21 protein-coding genes are annotated in these 19,063 nt (G+C 59.8%); 9 read left to right on the forward strand and 12 right to left on the reverse strand.

Annotated elements, in window-relative coordinates; translation table 11 throughout:
- Window positions 1-69 precede the first annotated feature (69 nt).
- Window positions 70-990 carry a zinc ABC transporter substrate-binding protein gene (locus ACZ3HH_RS21110; RefSeq protein ID WP_465807353.1) on the reverse strand — a complete coding sequence of 307 codons (921 nt, stop codon included), beginning with the start codon at window positions 988-990 and terminating at the stop codon, window positions 70-72.
- A gap of 66 nt (window positions 991-1,056) precedes the next feature.
- On the opposite strand from ACZ3HH_RS21110, the gene zur reads away from it, so the two are divergent.
- From zur to ACZ3HH_RS21145, 7 genes are all read left to right on the forward strand, one after another.
- Window positions 1,057-1,539 carry a zinc uptake transcriptional repressor Zur gene (zur, locus tag ACZ3HH_RS21115; RefSeq protein ID WP_007902861.1) on the forward strand — a complete coding sequence of 161 codons (483 nt, stop codon included), beginning with the start codon at window positions 1,057-1,059 and terminating at the stop codon, window positions 1,537-1,539.
- Complete coding sequence (gene znuC / locus ACZ3HH_RS21120; protein WP_052963566.1) at window positions 1,539-2,324, forward strand: zinc ABC transporter ATP-binding protein ZnuC; 786 nt, start codon at window positions 1,539-1,541, stop codon at window positions 2,322-2,324. The genes zur and znuC overlap by 1 nt, the downstream gene beginning before the upstream one ends.
- Window positions 2,317-3,105, forward strand: a complete 789-nt coding sequence (gene znuB, locus ACZ3HH_RS21125; RefSeq protein ID WP_465807356.1) for a zinc ABC transporter permease subunit ZnuB — start codon at window positions 2,317-2,319, stop codon at window positions 3,103-3,105. Before znuC ends, znuB begins: the two co-directional genes overlap by 8 nt.
- Window positions 3,106-3,142: 37 nt before the next feature.
- Window positions 3,143-3,859 (forward strand): PA5502 family lipoprotein, encoded by a 717-nt coding sequence (locus ACZ3HH_RS21130; protein WP_007902852.1) that lies wholly within the window; start codon window positions 3,143-3,145, stop codon window positions 3,857-3,859.
- 252 nt (window positions 3,860-4,111) lie between these two features.
- The gene (locus ACZ3HH_RS21135) at window positions 4,112-5,119 is read left to right on the forward strand and encodes a methionine ABC transporter ATP-binding protein (protein WP_052963570.1); all 1,008 of its coding nucleotides are present in this window, start codon (window positions 4,112-4,114) and stop codon (window positions 5,117-5,119) included.
- Complete coding sequence (locus ACZ3HH_RS21140; protein WP_123500528.1) at window positions 5,119-5,793, forward strand: methionine ABC transporter permease; 675 nt, start codon at window positions 5,119-5,121, stop codon at window positions 5,791-5,793. The genes ACZ3HH_RS21135 and ACZ3HH_RS21140 overlap by 1 nt, the downstream gene beginning before the upstream one ends.
- A 72-nt stretch (window positions 5,794-5,865) precedes the next feature.
- Window positions 5,866-6,639 (forward strand): MetQ/NlpA family ABC transporter substrate-binding protein, encoded by a 774-nt coding sequence (locus tag ACZ3HH_RS21145; protein WP_465807359.1) that lies wholly within the window; start codon window positions 5,866-5,868, stop codon window positions 6,637-6,639.
- A gap of 216 nt (window positions 6,640-6,855) precedes the next feature.
- On the opposite strand, the gene ACZ3HH_RS21150 is transcribed toward ACZ3HH_RS21145, so the two are convergent.
- Genes ACZ3HH_RS21150 through ACZ3HH_RS21170 form a run of 5 tightly spaced genes read right to left on the reverse strand, consistent with a single transcriptional unit; the run spans window position 6,856 to window position 10,764 of the window.
- Entirely contained in the window at window positions 6,856-7,491 is a 636-nt protein-coding gene (locus tag ACZ3HH_RS21150) for an SCO family protein (protein ID WP_465807361.1), read from the reverse strand.
- A complete protein-coding gene (gene cyoE, locus ACZ3HH_RS21155) occupies window positions 7,488-8,387 on the reverse strand; it encodes a heme o synthase (protein ID WP_460144060.1) in 900 nt (299 codons plus the stop codon). Before cyoE ends, ACZ3HH_RS21150 begins: the two co-directional genes overlap by 4 nt.
- Window positions 8,375-9,454, reverse strand: a complete 1,080-nt coding sequence (locus ACZ3HH_RS21160; RefSeq protein WP_465807364.1) for a COX15/CtaA family protein — start codon at window positions 9,452-9,454, stop codon at window positions 8,375-8,377. The genes cyoE and ACZ3HH_RS21160 overlap by 13 nt, the downstream gene beginning before the upstream one ends.
- A 10-nt stretch (window positions 9,455-9,464) precedes the next feature.
- Window positions 9,465-10,058, reverse strand: a complete 594-nt coding sequence (locus ACZ3HH_RS21165; RefSeq protein WP_465807366.1) for a hypothetical protein — start codon at window positions 10,056-10,058, stop codon at window positions 9,465-9,467.
- Complete coding sequence (locus tag ACZ3HH_RS21170; protein ID WP_465807368.1) at window positions 10,024-10,764, reverse strand: SURF1 family protein; 741 nt, start codon at window positions 10,762-10,764, stop codon at window positions 10,024-10,026. Before ACZ3HH_RS21170 ends, ACZ3HH_RS21165 begins: the two co-directional genes overlap by 35 nt.
- A 70-nt stretch (window positions 10,765-10,834) precedes the next feature.
- Between ACZ3HH_RS21170 and ACZ3HH_RS21175 the strand changes: the two genes are divergently transcribed.
- On the forward strand, window positions 10,835-11,038 hold the full coding sequence (locus tag ACZ3HH_RS21175; RefSeq protein ID WP_465807370.1) for a twin transmembrane helix small protein: 204 nt from the start codon (window positions 10,835-10,837) through the stop codon (window positions 11,036-11,038).
- Window positions 11,039-11,054: 16 nt separating this feature from the next.
- Here ACZ3HH_RS21175 and ACZ3HH_RS21180 read toward each other — a convergent pair whose 3' ends face one another.
- The 4 genes from ACZ3HH_RS21180 to coxB form a co-directional block, all read right to left on the reverse strand.
- Window positions 11,055-11,942 carry a cytochrome c oxidase subunit 3 gene (locus ACZ3HH_RS21180; protein ID WP_465807372.1) on the reverse strand — a complete coding sequence of 296 codons (888 nt, stop codon included), beginning with the start codon at window positions 11,940-11,942 and terminating at the stop codon, window positions 11,055-11,057.
- A 33-nt stretch (window positions 11,943-11,975) separates the two neighbouring features.
- The gene (locus ACZ3HH_RS21185) at window positions 11,976-12,533 is read right to left on the reverse strand and encodes a cytochrome c oxidase assembly protein (RefSeq protein ID WP_465807374.1); all 558 of its coding nucleotides are present in this window, start codon (window positions 12,531-12,533) and stop codon (window positions 11,976-11,978) included.
- A gap of 117 nt (window positions 12,534-12,650) precedes the next feature.
- Window positions 12,651-14,243, reverse strand: coding sequence for a cytochrome c oxidase subunit I (gene ctaD, locus ACZ3HH_RS21190; RefSeq protein WP_367373492.1), 1,593 nt, complete (start codon window positions 14,241-14,243; stop codon window positions 12,651-12,653).
- Between the two features lie 82 nt (window positions 14,244-14,325).
- Window positions 14,326-15,453: a cytochrome c oxidase subunit II gene (gene coxB, locus ACZ3HH_RS21195; RefSeq protein ID WP_367373491.1), complete on the reverse strand. Its 1,128-nt coding sequence runs from the start codon at window positions 15,451-15,453 to the stop codon at window positions 14,326-14,328.
- Window positions 15,454-15,824: 371 nt separating this feature from the next.
- Between coxB and ACZ3HH_RS21200 the strand changes: the two genes are divergently transcribed.
- A complete protein-coding gene (locus tag ACZ3HH_RS21200) occupies window positions 15,825-16,475 on the forward strand; it encodes a hypothetical protein (protein ID WP_465807377.1) in 651 nt (216 codons plus the stop codon).
- A 152-nt stretch (window positions 16,476-16,627) separates the two neighbouring features.
- Here ACZ3HH_RS21200 and ACZ3HH_RS21205 read toward each other — a convergent pair whose 3' ends face one another.
- Together ACZ3HH_RS21205 and ACZ3HH_RS21210 are read right to left on the reverse strand one after the other, a co-directional pair.
- Complete coding sequence (locus tag ACZ3HH_RS21205) at window positions 16,628-18,154, reverse strand: SulP family inorganic anion transporter (RefSeq protein ID WP_465807379.1); 1,527 nt, start codon at window positions 18,152-18,154, stop codon at window positions 16,628-16,630.
- An 80-nt stretch (window positions 18,155-18,234) separates the two neighbouring features.
- Window positions 18,235-18,966, reverse strand: a complete 732-nt coding sequence (locus ACZ3HH_RS21210; protein ID WP_123356889.1) for a carbonic anhydrase — start codon at window positions 18,964-18,966, stop codon at window positions 18,235-18,237.
- Window positions 18,967-19,063: the final 97 nt, after the last annotated feature.

Raw genomic sequence — 19,063 nt, forward strand, 5'->3', positions numbered from 1 at the left:
ATTGGCGAACGATACAAACTCTGTGGGAGCGTGGCTTGCCCGCGATTGGGGGCGACACAATTTTCGGAACTACAACGACTCCAAACACCCCGCCAAATCATTCCCCAGCTTTTCCAATACCTGCTCATACCCCTGAGCGGTCGCTGGCGTGTACCCGCCCAGCGCATCCAGTTCCGCCAGCTTCACTGGCAGCCCGGCCACCAGGGTTTCTGCCAGGCGTGGGCGCAGCGGTGGTTCGCTGAACACACAGGTCTTGCCGACTTCCTGCAACCGCGTGCGCATCGCTGCCACGTGTTGGGCGCCGGGTTGCACTTCGGCAGCGACACTGAACACGCCGGTGTGCTTGAGGCCGTAAGCGTCTTCGAAGTAATCGAAGGCTTCGTGGAACACGAAATAAGGCTTGCCCGCAATGCCCGCCAGGCGAGCCTTCAGGCGCAGGTCCAAAGCATCCAGACGCTCATCGAACGCCTTGAGGTTGCTCTGGTAGCGCGCCGCGTTGGCCGGATCGGCGGCGCTCAGATCGGCGGCCATTTTGGTGGCGATCACTCGGGCGTTGATCGGTGACAACCACAAGTGTGCATCCAGGCTGCCGGGGCGGTGATCGTGGTCATGCTCGTCGGCTTCTTCGGCGTGGGAGTGGTTATCTTCGGCGAAGTGTCGAAGTTTCAGGCCAGGCAAACTCTGCACCGCGACGCTGGGCAACGTACGACCTTTCAGTACGCGAGGCAGGAAACCTTCCATGTCCGGGCCGATCCAGTACAGCAGATCCACCGATTGCACTTTCCGTACATCGGAAGGGCGCAAGGCGTAGTTATGGGGCGAGGCGCCGGGCGGCAGCAAGACTTCCGGAACCGCTACGCCGTCCTGCACCGCTGCGGCGATCAGCTGCAGGGGCTTGACGCTGGTGAGGACTTTGACCTCGGCTTGAGCAGAGCCGATCAGCAGGAAAGTTGCGAAAAATGCGACAAAGATGGAAAAAAGTCGGGACACGATGACCACTCGAAGAGGCGAGAACGGGTAACATAATAACGTCTCTCACAAAACTCGTCGCCGCTCATGCCTAAAACACCGATTGCCAGCCGTCCCCACGACCACTCTCATTGCGTGCATAGCGCATTGTCTGAGGCCGATGCCTTGTGCGCACGTCAGGGGCTGCGTCTGACCGCTTTGCGCCGGCGAGTGCTGGAACTGGTATGGCAAAGCCACAAACCGTTGGGTGCCTACGACATTCTGGCGGTACTCAGCGAGCAGGACGGCCGCCGCGCCGCGCCTCCGACCGTGTACCGCGCGCTGGATTTCCTACTGGAAAACGGACTGGTACACCGCATCTCCTCGCTGAACGCCTTCGTCGGCTGCAATCACCCGGAACACGCTCACCAGGGCCAGTTCCTGATCTGCCGCGAATGCCACGCCGCCATCGAACTCGAACAGAAATCCATCAGCGACGCGATCATCAATAGCGCCAAAGATGTCGGATTTATCGTCGAGGCACAGACCGTTGAAGTGATCGGTCTCTGCTCGGGTTGCCAGGGGGCTTGATGAGCAACGCGCTGATTCGCCTTGAGCAGGTGGCTGTCACCTTTGCCGGGCAAAACGTGCTGGACAACATCGAACTGAGCGTCGAGCCGGGGCAGATCGTCACTTTGATCGGCCCCAACGGTGCCGGCAAAACCACGCTGGTGCGCGCAGTGCTCGGTCTGCTGAAACCGGACAGCGGTAGCGTCTGGCGCAAGCCGAAGTTGCGCGTCGGTTACATGCCGCAAAAACTCCATGTTGACCCAACCCTGCCGCTGTCGGTGTTGCGCTTCTTGCGTCTGGTGCCGGGCGTGGACCGCGCTCGCGCCTTGGCCGCTCTCAAGGAAGTCGGTGCCGAACAGGTCATCGACAGCCCGGTGCAAAGTGTTTCCGGTGGCGAAATGCAGCGAGTGCTACTGGCGCGAGCATTGCTGCGCGAACCGGAATTGCTGGTGCTTGATGAGCCGGTGCAAGGCGTCGATGTGGCCGGTCAAGCCGAGCTCTACAGCCTGATTACCCGCTTGCGCGACCGGCATGGTTGCGGCGTTTTGATGGTCTCTCACGATCTGCATTTGGTGATGAGCACCACCGACCAGGTGGTGTGCCTGAACCGCCACGTCTGCTGTTCCGGGCATCCCGAGCAAGTCAGCGGCGATCCGGCATTCGTCGAATTGTTCGGAAAAAACGCCCAAAGCCTGGCGATTTATCACCACCACCACGACCACGCCCACGATCTGCATGGCTCGGTGGTCAGCGCGGCCCCGTCGGCCTCTACTCACGTTCATGGAGATAGCTGCAAGCATGGCTGATTTTCTGCTCTTTGCCCTGCTTGCAGGTCTGGCCCTGGCGCTGGTCGCGGGCCCGTTGGGGTCGTTCGTGGTCTGGCGGCGCATGGCCTATTTCGGCGACACCCTGTCCCACGCTGCGCTGCTCGGCGTGGCGCTGGGTTTTCTGCTGGATGTCAGCCCGACTGTTGCCGTCACGGTAGGCTGCTTGTTGCTGGCGGTATTGCTGGTGACATTGCAACAACGGCAGCCACTGGCGTCCGACACGCTTTTGGGAATTCTCGCACCAAGTACGCTCTCGCTTGGCTTGGTGGTACTAAGCTTCATGCATGAAGTGCGGATCGACCTGATGGCCTATCTGTTCGGCGACTTGCTGGCGATCAGCCCGACTGATCTGGCCTGGATCCTCGGCGGTAGCGCGGCGGTGCTGGTCGTGCTGGTCACGTTGTGGCGACCTTTGCTGGCGATCACAGTGCACGAAGAGCTGGCCAAGGTAGAAGGTTTGCCAGTGGCAGCCTTGCGCCTGGTCCTGATGTTGCTGATCGCGGTGGTGATCGCGGTGGCGATGAAAATCGTCGGCGTGCTGCTGATTACTTCGTTACTGATTATTCCGGCGGCTGCGGCACAGCGTCACGCCCGCTCGCCGGAGCAGATGGCACTAGGCGCGAGCCTGCTGGGCATGCTCGCCGTGTGTGGCGGGCTGGCGTTGTCCTGGTTCAAGGACACCCCGGCCGGCCCGTCGATTGTGGTGACGGCCGCCGCGCTGTTTCTGCTGAGTTTTGTCCTGCCCCGTCGAGGGGTGTAGACTTGCTCGTTTTTTGCGCAAATAGAGAGTCGCAGGAATGAAGCTGTTCGCCTCCCGTTATCTGCTCCTTGTCGCATTTTCGCTGCTGCTGGGCGCTTGCCAAAGCACGCCACCGGCGGCCACCGAGGCCCCCGATGCGCGGGCCACGGCTATTGCACAACTGGAACAAAGCCTGGCCAGCAGCGAACTGGCCACCGCCGAAGGACAATTGGCGGCCTTGCAGGCCGAGTCGCCCAACGATCAATCCCTCGAGCAATACCAGCGGCAATTGGCCGAAGCTTATTTGCTGCGTAGCCAGATCGTGTTGCAAAAAGGCGATGTGAATGCCGCAGCCACTGCCCTCAGCCGTGCCCGGGTGTTGATGCCCAAGGCCCCGGCGCTGACCGGTGGCGTCAACAGCGCCATTGTCCATGCGCGCAAGGCTGAACTGGATAAAGCCGAAGCGGCCCTCAAGGCTGCCGAAGCCAAACCTCAGGCCAAAGTCATCGACCCCACGGCTGAAAGCACCACGGTGGCATTGAACCTCACCGATATGAGCAAGCTCCGTCGTCAACTGGATGCCATCGCCGCCGATGTGGTGAACTATCAGTGCGACGTGAGTATTCAGGCTCCACGCACTCAGGACTATCCTTGGTTGGCCACGTTGCTGACCAAGCGGGTGAAGAAACTGGATTCGGAGTTTGATCTGAAGCTGGAGAAGCAGATTCTGCGCAACATTCCGGCGCAGATGGTTCTGAGTCCGCGCAAGCCTTAAAAGCTTCGCGGGCAAGCCTCACTGCTGTAGGAGCGAGGCTTGCCCGCGAAGGCGTCCTTCCATTCGATAAAAATCCTTAAGCCGAAATCACCTTGGCTTTTGCGCTGTGTCTTATTTCTGACCTTTGATCGCGTTATTGCCAAATGACAGGTTGAATGCGAAATAAATGCTAAGAACCTCTATACGGACAGGCTAAAATGCGCGCCCGGCTAACCGCTGATCCTTTTCTAACGCGCCCACAAGGTTCGCTACGTGATCGAGTTTCAAAACGTCCACAAAACTTACCGCGTCGCCGGTAAGGATATTCCCGCCCTGCATCCGACCAGTCTGACGATTGAGAATGGTCAGGTCTTTGGCCTGATCGGCCATTCGGGCGCGGGAAAAAGTACCCTGCTGCGTCTGATCAATCGCCTGGAAAACTCCAGTGGCGGCAAGATCATCGTCGATGGCGAAGAAGTCACCGCGCTGGACGCCAATAGCCTGCGGCGTTTCCGTCAGCAGGTCGGGATGATTTTCCAGCACTTCAACCTGCTGGCGTCCAAAACCGTGGCCGACAATGTCGCGCTGCCGCTGACCCTCGCCGGTGAACTGTCCCGTAGCGAAATCGACCGGCGTGTGGCGGAGTTGCTGGCGCGGGTCGGCCTGTCTGACCATGCGAAAAAGTACCCGGCGCAACTGTCTGGTGGTCAGAAGCAGCGTGTCGGCATCGCCCGCGCCCTGGCAACCAAACCGAAAATCCTGCTGTGCGATGAAGCCACCAGTGCCCTGGACCCGCAAACCACAGCGTCGGTCCTGCAACTGCTGGCCGAGATCAACCGCGAACTGAAACTGACCATCGTCCTGATCACCCACGAAATGGATGTGATCCGTCGGGTCTGCGATCAGGTGGCGGTGATGGATGCCGGCAAGATCGTCGAGCAAGGTTCGGTGGCCGAGGTGTTCCTGCACCCCAAGCACCCGACCACCAAGCGCTTCGTGCAGGAAGACGAGCAGATCGACGAAAGCGAACAGCGCGATGACTTCGCTCACGTACCGGGGCGTATCGTGCGTCTGACCTTCCAGGGCGAAGCAACCTACGCGCCGTTGCTGGGTACCGTCGCCCGGGAAACGGGCGTGGACTACAGCATCCTGGCCGGTCGTATCGATCGCATCAAAGACGTCCCTTACGGGCAATTGACCCTGGCCGTCACCGGTGGCGATATGGAAGCGGCATTTGCTCACTTCACTGCAGCTGACGTCCACATGGAGGTGCTGCGCTGATGGAAGTTCTGATGAGTTTCTTTTCCAATATCGACTGGTACGAAATCTGGCTGGCCACCGGCGACACCCTGCTGATGCTCGGCGGTTCGCTGTTGTTCACCGTGCTTTTGGGATTGCCGCTGGGCGTGCTGTTGTTCCTGTGCAGCCCGCGTCAGTTGCTGGAAGCCAAAGGCGTCTACGCGATGCTGTCGCTGGTGGTGAACATTCTGCGTTCGCTGCCGTTCATCATTTTGCTGATCGTGATGATTCCGTTCACCGTGTTGATCACGGGCACCTCGCTGGGTGTCGCCGGTGCGATTCCTCCGCTGGTGGTGGGTGCCACGCCGTTCTTCGCGCGACTGGTGGAAACCGCTTTGCGTGAAGTGGATCGCGGCATCATCGAGGCGACCCAGGCCATGGGCGCGACGACACGTCAGATCATCATCAATGCCTTGCTGCCGGAAGCCCGCCCGGGCATCTTCGCGGCGATTACGGTGACAGCGATTACACTGGTGTCCTACACGGCAATGGCCGGTGTGGTCGGCGCTGGTGGCCTGGGCGACCTGGCGATTCGTTTCGGTTACCAGCGTTTCCAGACGGATGTGATGGTTGTGACGGTGGTGTTGCTGTTGATGCTGGTTCAAGTGCTGCAAACCGTTGGCGACAAATTGGTTGTCCACTTCTCACGTAAATAAGTCATGAGCCGGCCATTCGCTGGCAGGCGCCAAACGGGCGCCGCAAGCGGGTACCCACAAGGAGTTAGCTGAATGAAAAAACTACTCGTCGCGTTCGCTGCCGTTGCAGCCTTTTCCGCACACGCTGCCGACACCCTGACCGTCGCGGCCACTCCGGTGCCTCATGCGGAAATCCTCGAGTTTGTTAAACCGGCCCTGGCCAAAGAAGGCGTGGACCTGAAGGTCAAAGTCTTCACCGACTACATCCAGCCGAACGTGCAGGTGGCCGAGAAACGTCTGGACGCCAACTTCTTCCAGCACCAGCCGTACCTGGATGAGTTCAATAAAGCCAAGGGCACCAACCTCGTCAGCGTTGCCGGTGTGCACCTGGAACCGCTGGGCGCTTACTCCAGCAAGTACAAAGCCCTGACCGAGCTGCCGGGCGGCGCCAACGTGGTGATCCCGAACGACGCCACCAACGGTGGTCGTGCGCTGTTGCTGCTGGCGAAGGCTGGCCTGATCAAGTTGAAGGATTCGAACAACATCCTGTCGACCGTGAAGGACATCACCGAGAACACCAAGGACCTGAAATTCCGTGAACTGGAAGCCGCGACCATCCCGCGCGTGCTGACCCAGGTCGACCTGGCGCTGATCAACACCAACTACGCGCTGGAAGCCAAGCTCGATCCGTCCAAGGATGCGCTGGTCATCGAAGGCAACGACTCGCCGTACGTGAACATCCTCGTTGCCCGTCCGGAGGACAAGGACAGTGAAGCAATGAAGAAACTGGTTGCTGCGCTGCACAGCCCGGAAGCGAAAGCCTTCATTCTCGAGAAGTACAAAGGCGCGGTATTGCCAGCGTTCTGATCAGCTGATGTAACGAAGAAGGGGCGCAATCACTGCGCCCCTTTTTTTGTGCCTTGTCCCGTCCTGAATAAGGTTTACACCTGTTTCAGGACTAGACATGAGACACCGTACCTGTGGGAGCGGGCTTGCCCGCGATGGCGGTGAAACAGGCGACATCGATGTTGAGTGATGCTAAGTCATCGCGGGCAAGCCCGCTCCCACAGGGTATTGTGTTGCTTATTCGCGCTTGAGCATTACCGGCAACTGCGTCACCAGTTTCTGGTTGTTCAACGGTGCACGAATGAACCCGCGTTGAGTCCCGTCCGGGCCGATCACCGCGAGGTTGCCGCTGTGGTCGACGGTGTAGTTCGGCTTGCTGGTGTCAGCCGGAATAAACGGAATGCTCACCGCATTGGCCAGCTTCTGAAGGTCTTCGACCGAGGACGCAGTCAGCCCGATGAACTGGGGATCGAAGTAGCCCAGGTATTGCTTGAGTTGCTTGGGCGTGTCGCGGTTCGGGTCGACGCTGACCAAAACGACCTGCAACTTGTCCACAGCATCCGCCGGCAGTTCGCTCTTGATCTGCCGCAGCTGGGCGAGGGTGGTCGGGCAGATGTCCGGGCAGAAGGTGTAGCCGAAGAACAATACACTCCATTTGCCTTTCAGCTCGTTGACCGCCACTGGCTTACCGTCCTGATCGGTCATTTTCACGTCTGGCAGGTTACGGCTCTGGGGCAACAGGATGATCCCCGCATCGATCAGTGCCGTCGGGTCGCCCTGGTTTTTTCCGGTCAGTACTTTATTGATGGTCAGGCCCAGGATCAGCGCGATCAGGGCGACGAGAATGAAGACGGTTTTCTGGGTTCGAGTCATAGGTTCAACAGTAAGTAGTGGTCTACGAGCAGCGCGATAAACAGCAGGAACAAGTAGTAAATAGAGTACTTGAACGTGTTGATCGCCGCGTGCGGCCGAGTGCCACGGTACAGCACCACGGCCCATTGCAGAAACCTCGCGCCCAGTGCGAGGGCACACATCAGGTAGAGCACGCCGCTCATGTGGATCACATAAGGCATCAGGCTGACGGCCAGTAGCGCAAAGGTATAAAGCAGAATGTGGACTTTGGTGTAGTGCTCGCCATGGGTCACCGGCAGCATCGGAATGTCAGCCTTGGCGTATTCCTCTTTGCGATGAATCGCCAGTGCCCAGAAGTGCGGCGGGGTCCAGGCGAAGATGATCAGCACCAGCAGCAACGGTTCGGCACTGACATGACCGGTGGCGGCGGTCCAGCCGAGCAGCGGCGGGGCCGCACCGGCGAGGCCGCCGATGACGATGTTCTGCGGCGTCGCACGTTTCAGGAAACCGGTGTAAACCACGGCATAACCGAGCAAGGACGCGAGGGTCAGCCACGCGGTCAACGGGTTGGTGAAGGCCAGCAGCAAAGCCTGGCCGAGCAGCGCCAGCACCAGGGCGAACGTCAGCGCAGCGCTCGGAGATACCCGACCTTCGGCCAAGGGCCGCTTGTGGGTCCGGGCCATGACCGCGTCGATGCGCCGGTCCACCACATGGTTGACCGCCGCCGCACCGCCGGCACACAAGGCGATCCCCAGATTGCCGAACACCAGCACCGTCCATGGCACCCCGGCGCGCGTCGCGAGAAACATGCCGACCAGCGAGGTGATCAGCATCAGCACCACCACTTTCGGCTTGGTCAGCTCCAGATAATCGCGCCAGATTGCCTGACTGTGACGTTCGCCGATCAGGGTCGCCATGGCATTTCTCCTTTTATTGTTATGGGGCCGGCCGAGTGTTTACGCGGGCTGAGATGCCAGCGCACTGGGGGCTGATGCTTGACCCGAACCAGACTGGTTCGCGCGTGATAATTGACCAGCACCATCGTCAGTAGCAGGGCTGCACCACCGGCGTTGTGGGCGACGGCCACCGGCAGCGGCAAGTGAAACACCACGTTGCTGATGCCCAGGGTGATTTGTGCTGCAAGGGCGATCAGCACCATGGCGGCCAGACGCGTCATGCCGACGACCTTCAGTTGCCAGGCCAGACCGAGCAGAACGAGGGTGACCAGTAGCGCGCCGATACGGTGAGTCAGGTGAATCGCGGTGCGGGCATCGCTGTCCAGTTGCCCGCCCAGGTAATTGGGGCCGATGTGTTGGGTCAGGTGAAAGCCGTTGGCGAAATCAGTCGGTGGCAGCCATTGTCCGTGGCAGGTCGGAAAGTCAATGCAGGCCACCGCCGCGTAATTGGAACTGACCCAGCCACCCAGGGCAATTTGCAGGATCACCAGCAGCAACCCGGCGGTCGCCCAGTGCTGCAAACGCCGTGGTACGGTCAGCGCCGGCAACACGCCGGACAGGCGCAAGGTCAGCAGAAACAACAGACTCAACGTCGCAAAGCCACCGAGTAAATGCCCGGTGACCACTTGCGGCCAGAGCTTGAGCGTCACCGTCCACATGCCGAATGCCGCTTGGGCGAACACCACCGCCAGCAAGAATAACGGTAATTTCACCGGCTGCCCCGGGTGATGACGATGGGTCCAGGCGCGGCCCGCCAGCACCGTGATCAACAGCCCCAATGTGCCGGCGAAGTAGCGGTGAAGCATCTCGTTCCAGCCTTTGTGGGCTTCTACCGGCGTATCGGGAAAATGCAGTTCGGCATGGGCCAGTTGGGCTTCGCTGTTCGGCACGCTGATAAAGCCGTAGCAGCCGGGCCAGTCCGGACAGCCAAGGCCCGCGTGGGTCAGGCGCGTGTAGGCGCCGAGCAACACCACAATCAGTGCCAGCAAGGTGGCAAACAGCGCGAGGCGAAATCCAGGTTTGGCCATGACGATGCCCTTATCCGATGTTCGACAGTTTCAGCAAATGGCGCAGGTCGTTGAGCAGGTCCTTGCCCTTCACCGTCGGGTCGTAGCGCAGCACCAGATTGCCGTGAGGGTCGATGATCCACAGGTGCGGCGTGTCATTGCTCTGAGCGCCTTTGATGTAGGTCGGCGAGTCCAGTGAATAACGTTGCAGCTGTGGGTACTCTCGTTGAAGTTTAGTCTCGTAATCGCTGTTCAGCGGCTGCGCGATGGCCAGCGCATGGCTGGCGCGGGCAGCATCGCGACCGAGGCCGATCTGTATCTGGCGCGCCAGATACACCAGCTGCTGGCAGTCCACCGAACAGTCCTTGGGTGCTGTCACCAGCAACTGCCAGCGGTCTTCTTGCGCCGGTACGCCGATGTCGGCACGGGTCTGGCCGTTGCCGATCAGTTCACCGTGATAACTGCGGCCCTCTGGCACCCAGAACTGCAATTTGTACATGCCGGTGGCGAGGATCATCGGGCCCACCACGCCCAACAGGATCAGTAACAACTGCAAGCGCCCGCGCCGACGATTTACCGGCGTTTTCGCCTCAGACATGCCGAGTGGATTCATGGCCGCTCCCATTATTGTTCTCCTTTGCGTTGTGCCATCCGAGATAGAGGTAAAGGCCGAGCAGGGCGATCGACAGGGCGAACCACTGCACGGCATAAGCCAAGTGTTTTTCCGGTCCCATGGCCACCACCGGCCAATCGGCCTGGTAGGTCGCGGGACCGCTTTGCGCGCGTAATTCGTAGGCAAAGCCGTCACGGTCAAGCGCTGCCCAGAGCCTGGCCGGTTCAATGGCGGTGACCAGTTGTGGCCAGGTCGTGGCGTCTGGGTCGGCGTGCAACTGGAATGTTGCGCCGGGGGAGACGTAGACCCAGGCGTCGAGGCTCAATGCCTGAGTCGGTGTGGTGAATGACGGCGGTGTGCGCCGATCCGGCCACGGCAACCAGCCGCGATTGACCAGCAGCCAGAGCCCGGTTGCCCGGTCATGAAACGGTTGTAGTAGTTCGACCCCGACCTTGCCATCGCGCTGACGGTTGTCCAGCAGCAGGCTGTGTTCGGCATCGAACTGGCCGTGCAGGCGAACCCGGCGGAAGGCCGGATCTTCGGTGTGTTGCAGTTCGGTGCTGGCCATCGGTTCGGCCGTCCGGCGCTCGGCGTAGCTTTGCAGCAGCGCGCTTTTCTCCGCGCCCCGGCCCAACTGCCAGAACCCGAGCGACACCAGCAAAGGCAGCAGCATCGCGACCACCAGGGTCGGCATGAGGCCCGGCCGGAAGCGCTTCATGGCGTCGCCAGAAAGTCGGTAGTCGCGATAGCTATACTCAGATGCATCGCCTGTCCCCCGGAGTGTCACCATGCTCAAAACAGCCATCGTCCTGATGCTGATTGCCACGGTTGTCAGCCTGTTCAGCGGCCTGTTTTTTCTGGTCAAGGACGACAGCCACTCGAATCGTCTGGTCATCGCCTTGAGTGTTCGTGTTGCGCTGGCCGCCACCACTGTCGGCTTGATCGCCTGGGGTTTTTTCAGCGGCCAGTTGGTGTCTCACGTGCCTTGGTAGTCATGAAAGCCAAGGCTCAGAGCACGTAGACGAAAACGAACAGACCGATCCACACCACGTCCACGAAGTGCCAGTACCAGCTCGCCGCCTCGAAGGCGAATTGATGGTCGGCATCGAAGTGCCCGCGCATGATCCGCATCAGCATGACGAACAGAATGATCGTGCCGATGGTCACGTGGGCGCCGTGGAAACCGGTGAGCATGAAGAAGGTCGCGCCGTAGATGCCGGAGCCCAGGGTCAGGCCCAACTCGTGGTAGGCGTGCATGTATTCTTCGGCCTGAAAGGTGAGGAACCCGCAACCGAGCAACACGGTCAGTGCCAGCCAGATTTTCAGTGCGCCGCGATGGCCTTTCTTCAAGGCATGGTGAGCGATGGTCACGGTGACGCTGGAACTCACCAGCAGCACGGTATTGAGCAGCGGCAAACCCCAGGGGCTGATGACTTCCTTGGGTGGAGGAAAGAGTTTCGAGTCCGGATTGTTCAGTAGCGGCCAGGTGAATTCAAACGCTGGCCACAGCATGTGGGCGATGCCTTTGGTGCCTTCACCGCCCAGTGCCGGACCTGCGACGTTGCGCACATAAAACAGCGCACCGAAAAAGGCGATGAAGAACATCACCTCCGAGAAAATGAACCAGCTCATGCCCCAGCGGAACGAGCGGTCCATCTGTGCACTGTACAACCCTTGGCGACTTTCCTTGATCACCGTACCGAACCAGCCGAACAGCATATAGGCCAGCAGCAGGCCGCCGACGAAAAAGATCAGCGGGCCGTGGGATTCCGGCCGCGCAGCCTTAAGGTCGTTGAACCAGGTGCCCAGGCCGAACACCGTGACCAGCATGCCGCCCGTGGCGATGATCGGCCATTTGCTCTGGGCTGGAACGTAATAATGTTCGTGAGTTGCCATTTATTGTTCTCCTTATCGGGCACGCTTTAACGCCTAGCCGCCGGTGCTTACTGCAACAGCCACGGGCGGATGACGTGCGGTGATATCGAACAGCGTGTAGGACAGCGTCAGGTGCTTCACATCCTTGGGCATGTCGCGGTCAACAATGAACCGTACCGGCATCTCGATGCGTTGACCGGGCTGCAGCACTTGCTGGGTAAAGCAGAAACATTCGGTCTTGTGGAAGTACGCTGCGGCTGCGCTGGGCGCGATGCTCGGCACCGCTTGGGCGCTCATCGGGCGATCGGTCGGGTTGTGGGCGATAAAAATCATCTCGTTCACCGCCCCCGGGTGTGCGACCAATTCATCGCCCTTGGGATAGAAGTCCCAAGCCATGTCGGCGGCGTTGGTTGACAGAAACTGCACGCGAACCTGCCGCGAGACGTCGACCGTTTGCTCGCCTTCATACTGCCCGGCGGTTTTGCCATTGATGCCGAACGCCTGGCACATCACGTCGTAGATCGGCACCAGGGCAAAGCCGAAGACAAACATCGCCACCACCACCAGTAACAGGCGGGTGACCAGTTTCTTCGTCGAAATCGAATCAGCCATGATTTCTAACCTCCATCGACGTCCCTGTGGGAGCGGGCTTGCCCGCGATAGCGGTGTATCTGACACACCGCGCTGGCCCTATCGCAGGCAAGCCAGCTCCCACAGGACCGACGCGTCTCATTTCACTTCCGGCGGCGTGGTGAAGGTGTGATACGGCGCCGGCGACGGAATGCTCCACTCCAGGCCTTCTGCCCCATCCCACGGTTTGGCCGGTGCCGGCTCGCCACCACGAATGGTCTTGATCACGATGAACAGGAAGAAGATCTGCGTGGCCCCAAACATGAAAGCGCCGATCGACGACACCATGTTGAAGTCGGCGAATTGCAGGTTGTAGTCCGGAATCCGCCGCGGCATGCCCGCCAGACCCACGAAGTGCATTGGGAAGAACGCCATGTTCATGCCGATGAACGAGAGCCAGAAGTGCAGCTTGCCGAGGGTTTCGTCGTACATGTGGCCGGTCCATTTCGGCATCCAGTAGTAGGCCGAGGCGAAGATCCCGAAGATCGCCCCCGGCACCAGCACGTAATGGAAGTGTGCGACCACGAAGTAGGTGTCCTGGTATTGGAAGTCCGCCGGGGCGATGGCCAGCATCAATCCGGAGAACCCGCCAATGGAGAACAGGATGACGAACGCCACGGCGAACAGCATCGGCGTCTCGAAGGTCAGCGAGCCTTGCCACATGGTGCTGGCCCAGTTGAACACTTTGACCCCGGTGGGCACCGCGATCAGCAACGTGGCGTACATGAAGAACAACTCGCCCACCAGCGGAATGCCGACCACGAACATGTGGTGCGCCCAGACGATGAACGACAGGAACGCAATACTCGCCGTGGCGTAGACCATCGAGGTGTAGCCGAACAATGGCTTGCGCGAAAACGCCGGGATGATCGAGCTGACGGCACCGAAGGCCGGCAGGATCATGATGTACACCTCGGGGTGGCCAAAGAACCAGAACACATGCTGGAACAACACTGGGTCTCCGCCACCGGCGGCACTGAAGAAGCTGGTGCCGAAGTGGATGTCCATCAGCATCATGGTCACGCAGCCGGCCAATACCGGCATCACCGCGATCAGCAGGAACGCGGTGATCAGCCAGGTCCAGACGAACAGCGGCATTTTCATCAACGTCATGCCGGGGGCGCGCAGGTTGAGGATGGTCGCGATCACGTTGATCGCCCCCATGATCGAACTGATCCCCATCAAGTGGATGGCGAAGATGAAAAACGTCACGCTTTCCGGCGCGTAGGTCGTCGACAGCGGTGCGTAGAAGGTCCAGCCGAAATTCGGCCCGCCACCGGGGGTGAACAGGGTCGATACCAGCAGCAGGAACGCTGCTGGCAGCAGCCAGAAACTGAAGTTGTTCATCCGCGGCAAGGCCATGTCCGGCGCGCCGATCATCAACGGGATCATCCAGTTGGCGAGGCCGACGAAGGCCGGCATCACCGCACCGAACACCATCACCAGGCCGTGCATGGTGGTCATCTGGTTGAAGAATTCCGGCTGGACGATTTGCAGTCCCGGCTGGAACAGCTCGGCACGAATCACCATGGCGAACGAGCCGCCCAGCAGGAACATGGTGAACGCAAACCACAGGTACAGCGTGCCGATATCCTTGTGGTTGGTGGTCAGCACCCAGCGCATCAGGCCTTTGGCGGGGCCGTGGGCGTGGGCGGTGCCGGTATGAACATGCTCATCGACTACAACTGTCATGTCCTGTCTCCTGCAAACGGATGGGCTGGGCGGGCCGGGGCGTCATGCCCCGAGCGGTTCCTTACGTACGCAATAGACCGGCTCATTTGCTTTCCGCCTGTTTCAGCTCCAGCACTTCTTTAGGGGTGACCATGTCGCCTTTGTTGTTGCCCCAGGCGTTACGTTCGTAGGTCACGACCGCTGCGATATCGACTTCCGAGAGCTGCTTGCCGAACGCCGCCATGGCGGTGCCGGGCTTGCCGTGGAAGACAATGCTCAGGTGATCCTTGATCGGTCCGGTGGCGATTTTCGAGCCCTTGAGTGCCGGGAACATCGGCGGCAGGCCCTGACCTTCGGCCTGGTGACAGGCCACGCAGGTGGTGTGATAGACCTTGTCGCCGCGCTCCTTGAGCTCGTCGAGGGTCCATTCCTTGCTGGTCAACTCTTTGAGCTGCGCAGCTTCCGCCTTGCGTTCGCCCAGCCAGGTTTCGTAATCGGCCTTTTCCTTGACCTCGACCACGATCGGCATGAAGCCGTGATCCTTGCCGCACAACTCGGCGCACTGGCCACGGTAGATGCCGGGCTTTTCGACACGGGTCCAGGATTCATTGACGAAGCCCGGAATCGCATCGCGCTTGACCGCGAAGGCCGGCACCCACCAGGAGTGGATGACGTCGGCGGAGGTCACCAGAAAGCGCACCTTGGCACCGATCGGCAGCACCAGCGGCTTGTCGACCTCCAACAGGTAATGCTCGCCCTTGGCTTCCTTGTTGTGGATCTGATCGGCGGGAGTGGTCAGGTTGCTGAAAAACTCGACGTCCTGACCCAGGTATTTGTAATGCCACTTCCACTGATAGCCGGTGACCTGGATATCGATATCCGGCTCAGTGTTGTCGTACATCTTGATCAGGGTGGCAGTTGCGGGGACCGCCATGGCCACCAGAATAAGCAGCGGTACGATGGTCCAGAGAATTTCGACGGTAGTGCTTTCATGAAATTTTGCGGCCACCTGCCCGGTAGAGCGGCGGTGGAGGATCATCGACCAGAACATGGCGCCGAAGACGATGATGCCGATCACTACACAGATCCAGAAAATGGTCATGTGCAGATCGAATACTGCGTGACTGATTTCAGTCGCTCCAGGCGCCATATTCACAGTCCAGGCCGCTTGCGCCTGACTGAAAATCGACCACAACAGGAGGCCCATCCAGACATGTGGATGTCGCATCATTGCGGGTTCCCCTTATAGTTCTTTTTATCCCGCCGGCTTTCACCTGCGGCAAGGGAGCGGCTTTTTCAGACTACGAACTTGAATCGCCGAGCCTTGCTGCATATGCAGTCGGGCGTCATCAGCTAACTCCATTCAGAACCGAGTATAGACAGCGACTGCCACCTCGCAACGCGATGGCGTAAATCAATCGAAACAGGTAGCACTTGCGTTCCGGGTCACGAATGGAGAAGGATGCAGACGAGTGGTGGCAAATCGATATAACTTCGATGTCTCAAGGATGAAATAATTATGACAAATGCGTCTTAGCATTTTTCGCAAGCCAGCTAAGTTATGTCTTCCCTATTTCATTGCCTTTGTTTCCTGGAGTTTTCATGAACACCGCCGCATTGCGCGAGCAGATCCAAAAAGCCCAACAACACGAGGCCGAGACCGGCCTGTTAACTCGTCAACTGGAAACTCAACTGCCACACCTGCATTCCGCCATCCAGCTACCGGATGTCGACGCCAAGGGCGTGATGACCCGTTTTGTGGCCGCTTACATAGAGCAAGTACCGGACCTGCTGGACGCAGCCAATGAAGTCGCACGGGAAGCGGGCATCGAATCGCAGATCAAACCGGTGCTGACAATCGCCGAGCAGTTTTTCCTCCAGCCGCCGGCGATCATGGCCGGTCACGTCGGCCTGGATGGCCTGCTGGATGAAGCGTATCTGGCGCATCGGTTGGTCGAAGAGGTCAACGACCTGTACATCAAGCATTTTGGCCAGCCATTGATCCCCTTGGACATGACTGTGGCCAACCTGATTGCCCACCAACTGATCGGCGAGGAATTTGCCAATCAACTGGATGAGGCGGTGCATCACGCTGTGGATGAGATGCTTAACGATGAAAGTTTCGCGCTGGAGTCGGTAGAAACCTACCGCGAGAAACTCAACAGCCCGGACACCGGCGCCGCGTGGAAGCGGTGGCCGTGCCTGTCGCGCCAATTGGGCGTGGGCCTTGAGCTGGATCAGCCAGCGGCTTGATTCATCGGTAGCAATTGAACACCTGTGGGAGCGGGCTTCTGTGGCGAGGGGGCTTGCCCCCGTTGGGTCGCGAAGCGGCCCCAAAAGCTTTGCGACTGCTTCGCAGCCGAACGGGGGCAAGCCCCCTCGCCACAGTTGCTCCCACATTGTTTTTAAGCGGCTGAGCCTACTCCGGTCGTGGTACGTAACCGTCCTTCAAGCCTGCGCTTCAATCCCCGCGCTTCAATTAACAGCTTCGACCCCTTGGCCGCATTGGCCCGGCCCCACTCCTCCAGCAACTCCAGACACGAGTGATCGATGTAACTCAGATTATTGAGCGGCACATGCACCGTTGCGCCTGCCGGAATGCTCCCCAGCACTTGGGTCAGCGCCGGTACCTTGAGGAAGGTCGCCGCCCCCACCAGTCGCAACTCCATCTCGCCGTCCGCCGGAAGATCGATCAGGCTGATTTTCAGGCGCGAAGCCTTCCAGGCCAGTTTGGCCAGTGTCAGGCCGAAGCCGATCAGCACGCCGGTCAGCAGGTCGGTGAAGATGATTGCCAGTGCGGTCGCCGCATAGGTGAACATCGGCATCCGGCCATAACGGCCCAGACCGCGAAAGGCCTTGAGGTCTACCAGTTTGAAACCGGTATAAACCAGAACCCCCGCCAGACTTGCCACCGGAATGCTTTGCAGCACGCTCGACAGCAGCAGCACGAAGGCCAGCAACCACAGACCATGGAACACCGCCGACAGTCGAGTAGTAGCGCCGGCCTGGACGTTGGCCGAGCTGCGCACAATTACCCCGGTCATCGGCAGCGCACCGAGCAGGCCACACAACATGTTGCCCACACCTTGCGCCGACAATTCGCGGTCGAAGTCCGAGCGCTGGCCGCTGTGCATGCGATCCACGGCGGCGGCCGAGAGCAGGGTTTCGGCGCTGGCGATAAAGGCCACGGCGAAGGCAGCGATCAGCAGGGTCGGGTCTGCCAGGTTGAGCAGGTCCGCCGGGCGCAGCCAATCGATGGCTTCCGCCAGGTTGGCCGGGACCTCTACGCGTTTGACCTGCAATGCGAGCACGAGGCTGGCGACCGTTGCCAGGCCGACCCCAAGCAATGCTCCAGGAACGAAACGCAGGGAGTGCGGACGGAATTTTTCCCACAGCCACATCACGGCAATGGTCGACAGCCCGAGCAAACCCGCTTGCCAGCCAAACGAAGGCAAAGCCTGAATCACTGCAGCGGGGAAGGCCGCCAGATTATCCAGCCCCGAGGGTTTGGGCACCGCGTCGAGCATCACATGCACCTGTGACAGCACGATCAGCACCCCAATCCCGGCGAGCATGCCGTACACCACCGCCGGCGCGGTGACCCGAAACCAGCAACCCAGTTTCAGGCGCCCGGCCACCAATTGCAGAAAACCCGCCAGCAGCAGGATCGGCCCGAGCATGGCGATACCATGCTGGCGCACCAGTTCGAACACCAATACCGCCAGACCCGCCGCCGGGCCGCTGACTTGCAGCGGCGATCCGGCAAGCCAGCCGACCACCAGACCACCGATGATGCCGGTGATCAGACCTTTGGCCGGCGGCAGCCCCGAGGCGATGGCGATACCCATGCACAAGGGCAGGGCGACCAGAAACACAACCACCGAAGCCAGTAGCTCCCGTGGCAGAACAGCTTTTAGTTGAGCAGCACGCATGGTGACTCTCCCGAAGTTTTCTTCAGGCATGGCAAAGCAGGCTGCCAGATCAGCAGCCTCGGCTAAACCACACGGAGGATTTAGAAGCGCGCTTTAGGCGTCGCCACCGGAATCGGATGACTGCCATCGAGCGGCAGGAAACACCCCTGATCCGCGTCGTAAGCTTTGATTTCGCTGGTTTCGATGTTGTAGACCCAACCATGGATAAACAGCTGACCATTGGCCATGCGCGAGGCCACCGACGGGTGTGTGCGCAAATGCTGCAGCTGAGCGATCACATTCTCCTCGGTGAGGATATGCATGCTCTCGTTTTCGTCAGTGCAATGGCAGTTGTCTTGAACCATGGTTTTCGCCACTTCCGCATGACGCAGCCAGGCCTTTACCGTCGGCATCTTTTCCAGGCTCTGCGGGTTGAGCACTGCACGCATGGCGCCACAGTCAGAGTGCCCGCAGATAATGATGTGCTGTACGCCGAGAGCCAGCACCGCGTATTCGATGGCGGTGGAAACACCGCCGTTCATTTGCCCATAGGGCGGCACGACGTTGCCGACATTGCGGGTCACGAACAAGTCGCCAGGGGCGCTTTGGGTAATCAGTTCGGGAACGATGCGTGAATCGGCACACGCGATGAACATCGCTCGAGGCCGCTGGGCCGTGGCGAGTTTTTTGAAGAGTTCTTCCTGCTGTGGAAAGATCTCGTGATGAAAGTGCAAAAAGCCATCAACGATATGCTGCAGCGCTGCATCGGCGGTTTCCGCCTCGGGTTGGGCTGAAGCCGACGCAGCCAACGGCTGTTTATCCTTGTCACTCATGATTCATCCTCTTTGGCGGAGTCAGGGAATTTTCCCGTTTTGTCCGGTATGAAGCCAGTGGCTGTTTAAAAAACGTCCAGGTCGAAAGGCCAGACCC

The sequence above is a fragment of the Pseudomonas sp. PME37.24/025 genome, assembly GCF_055556615.1.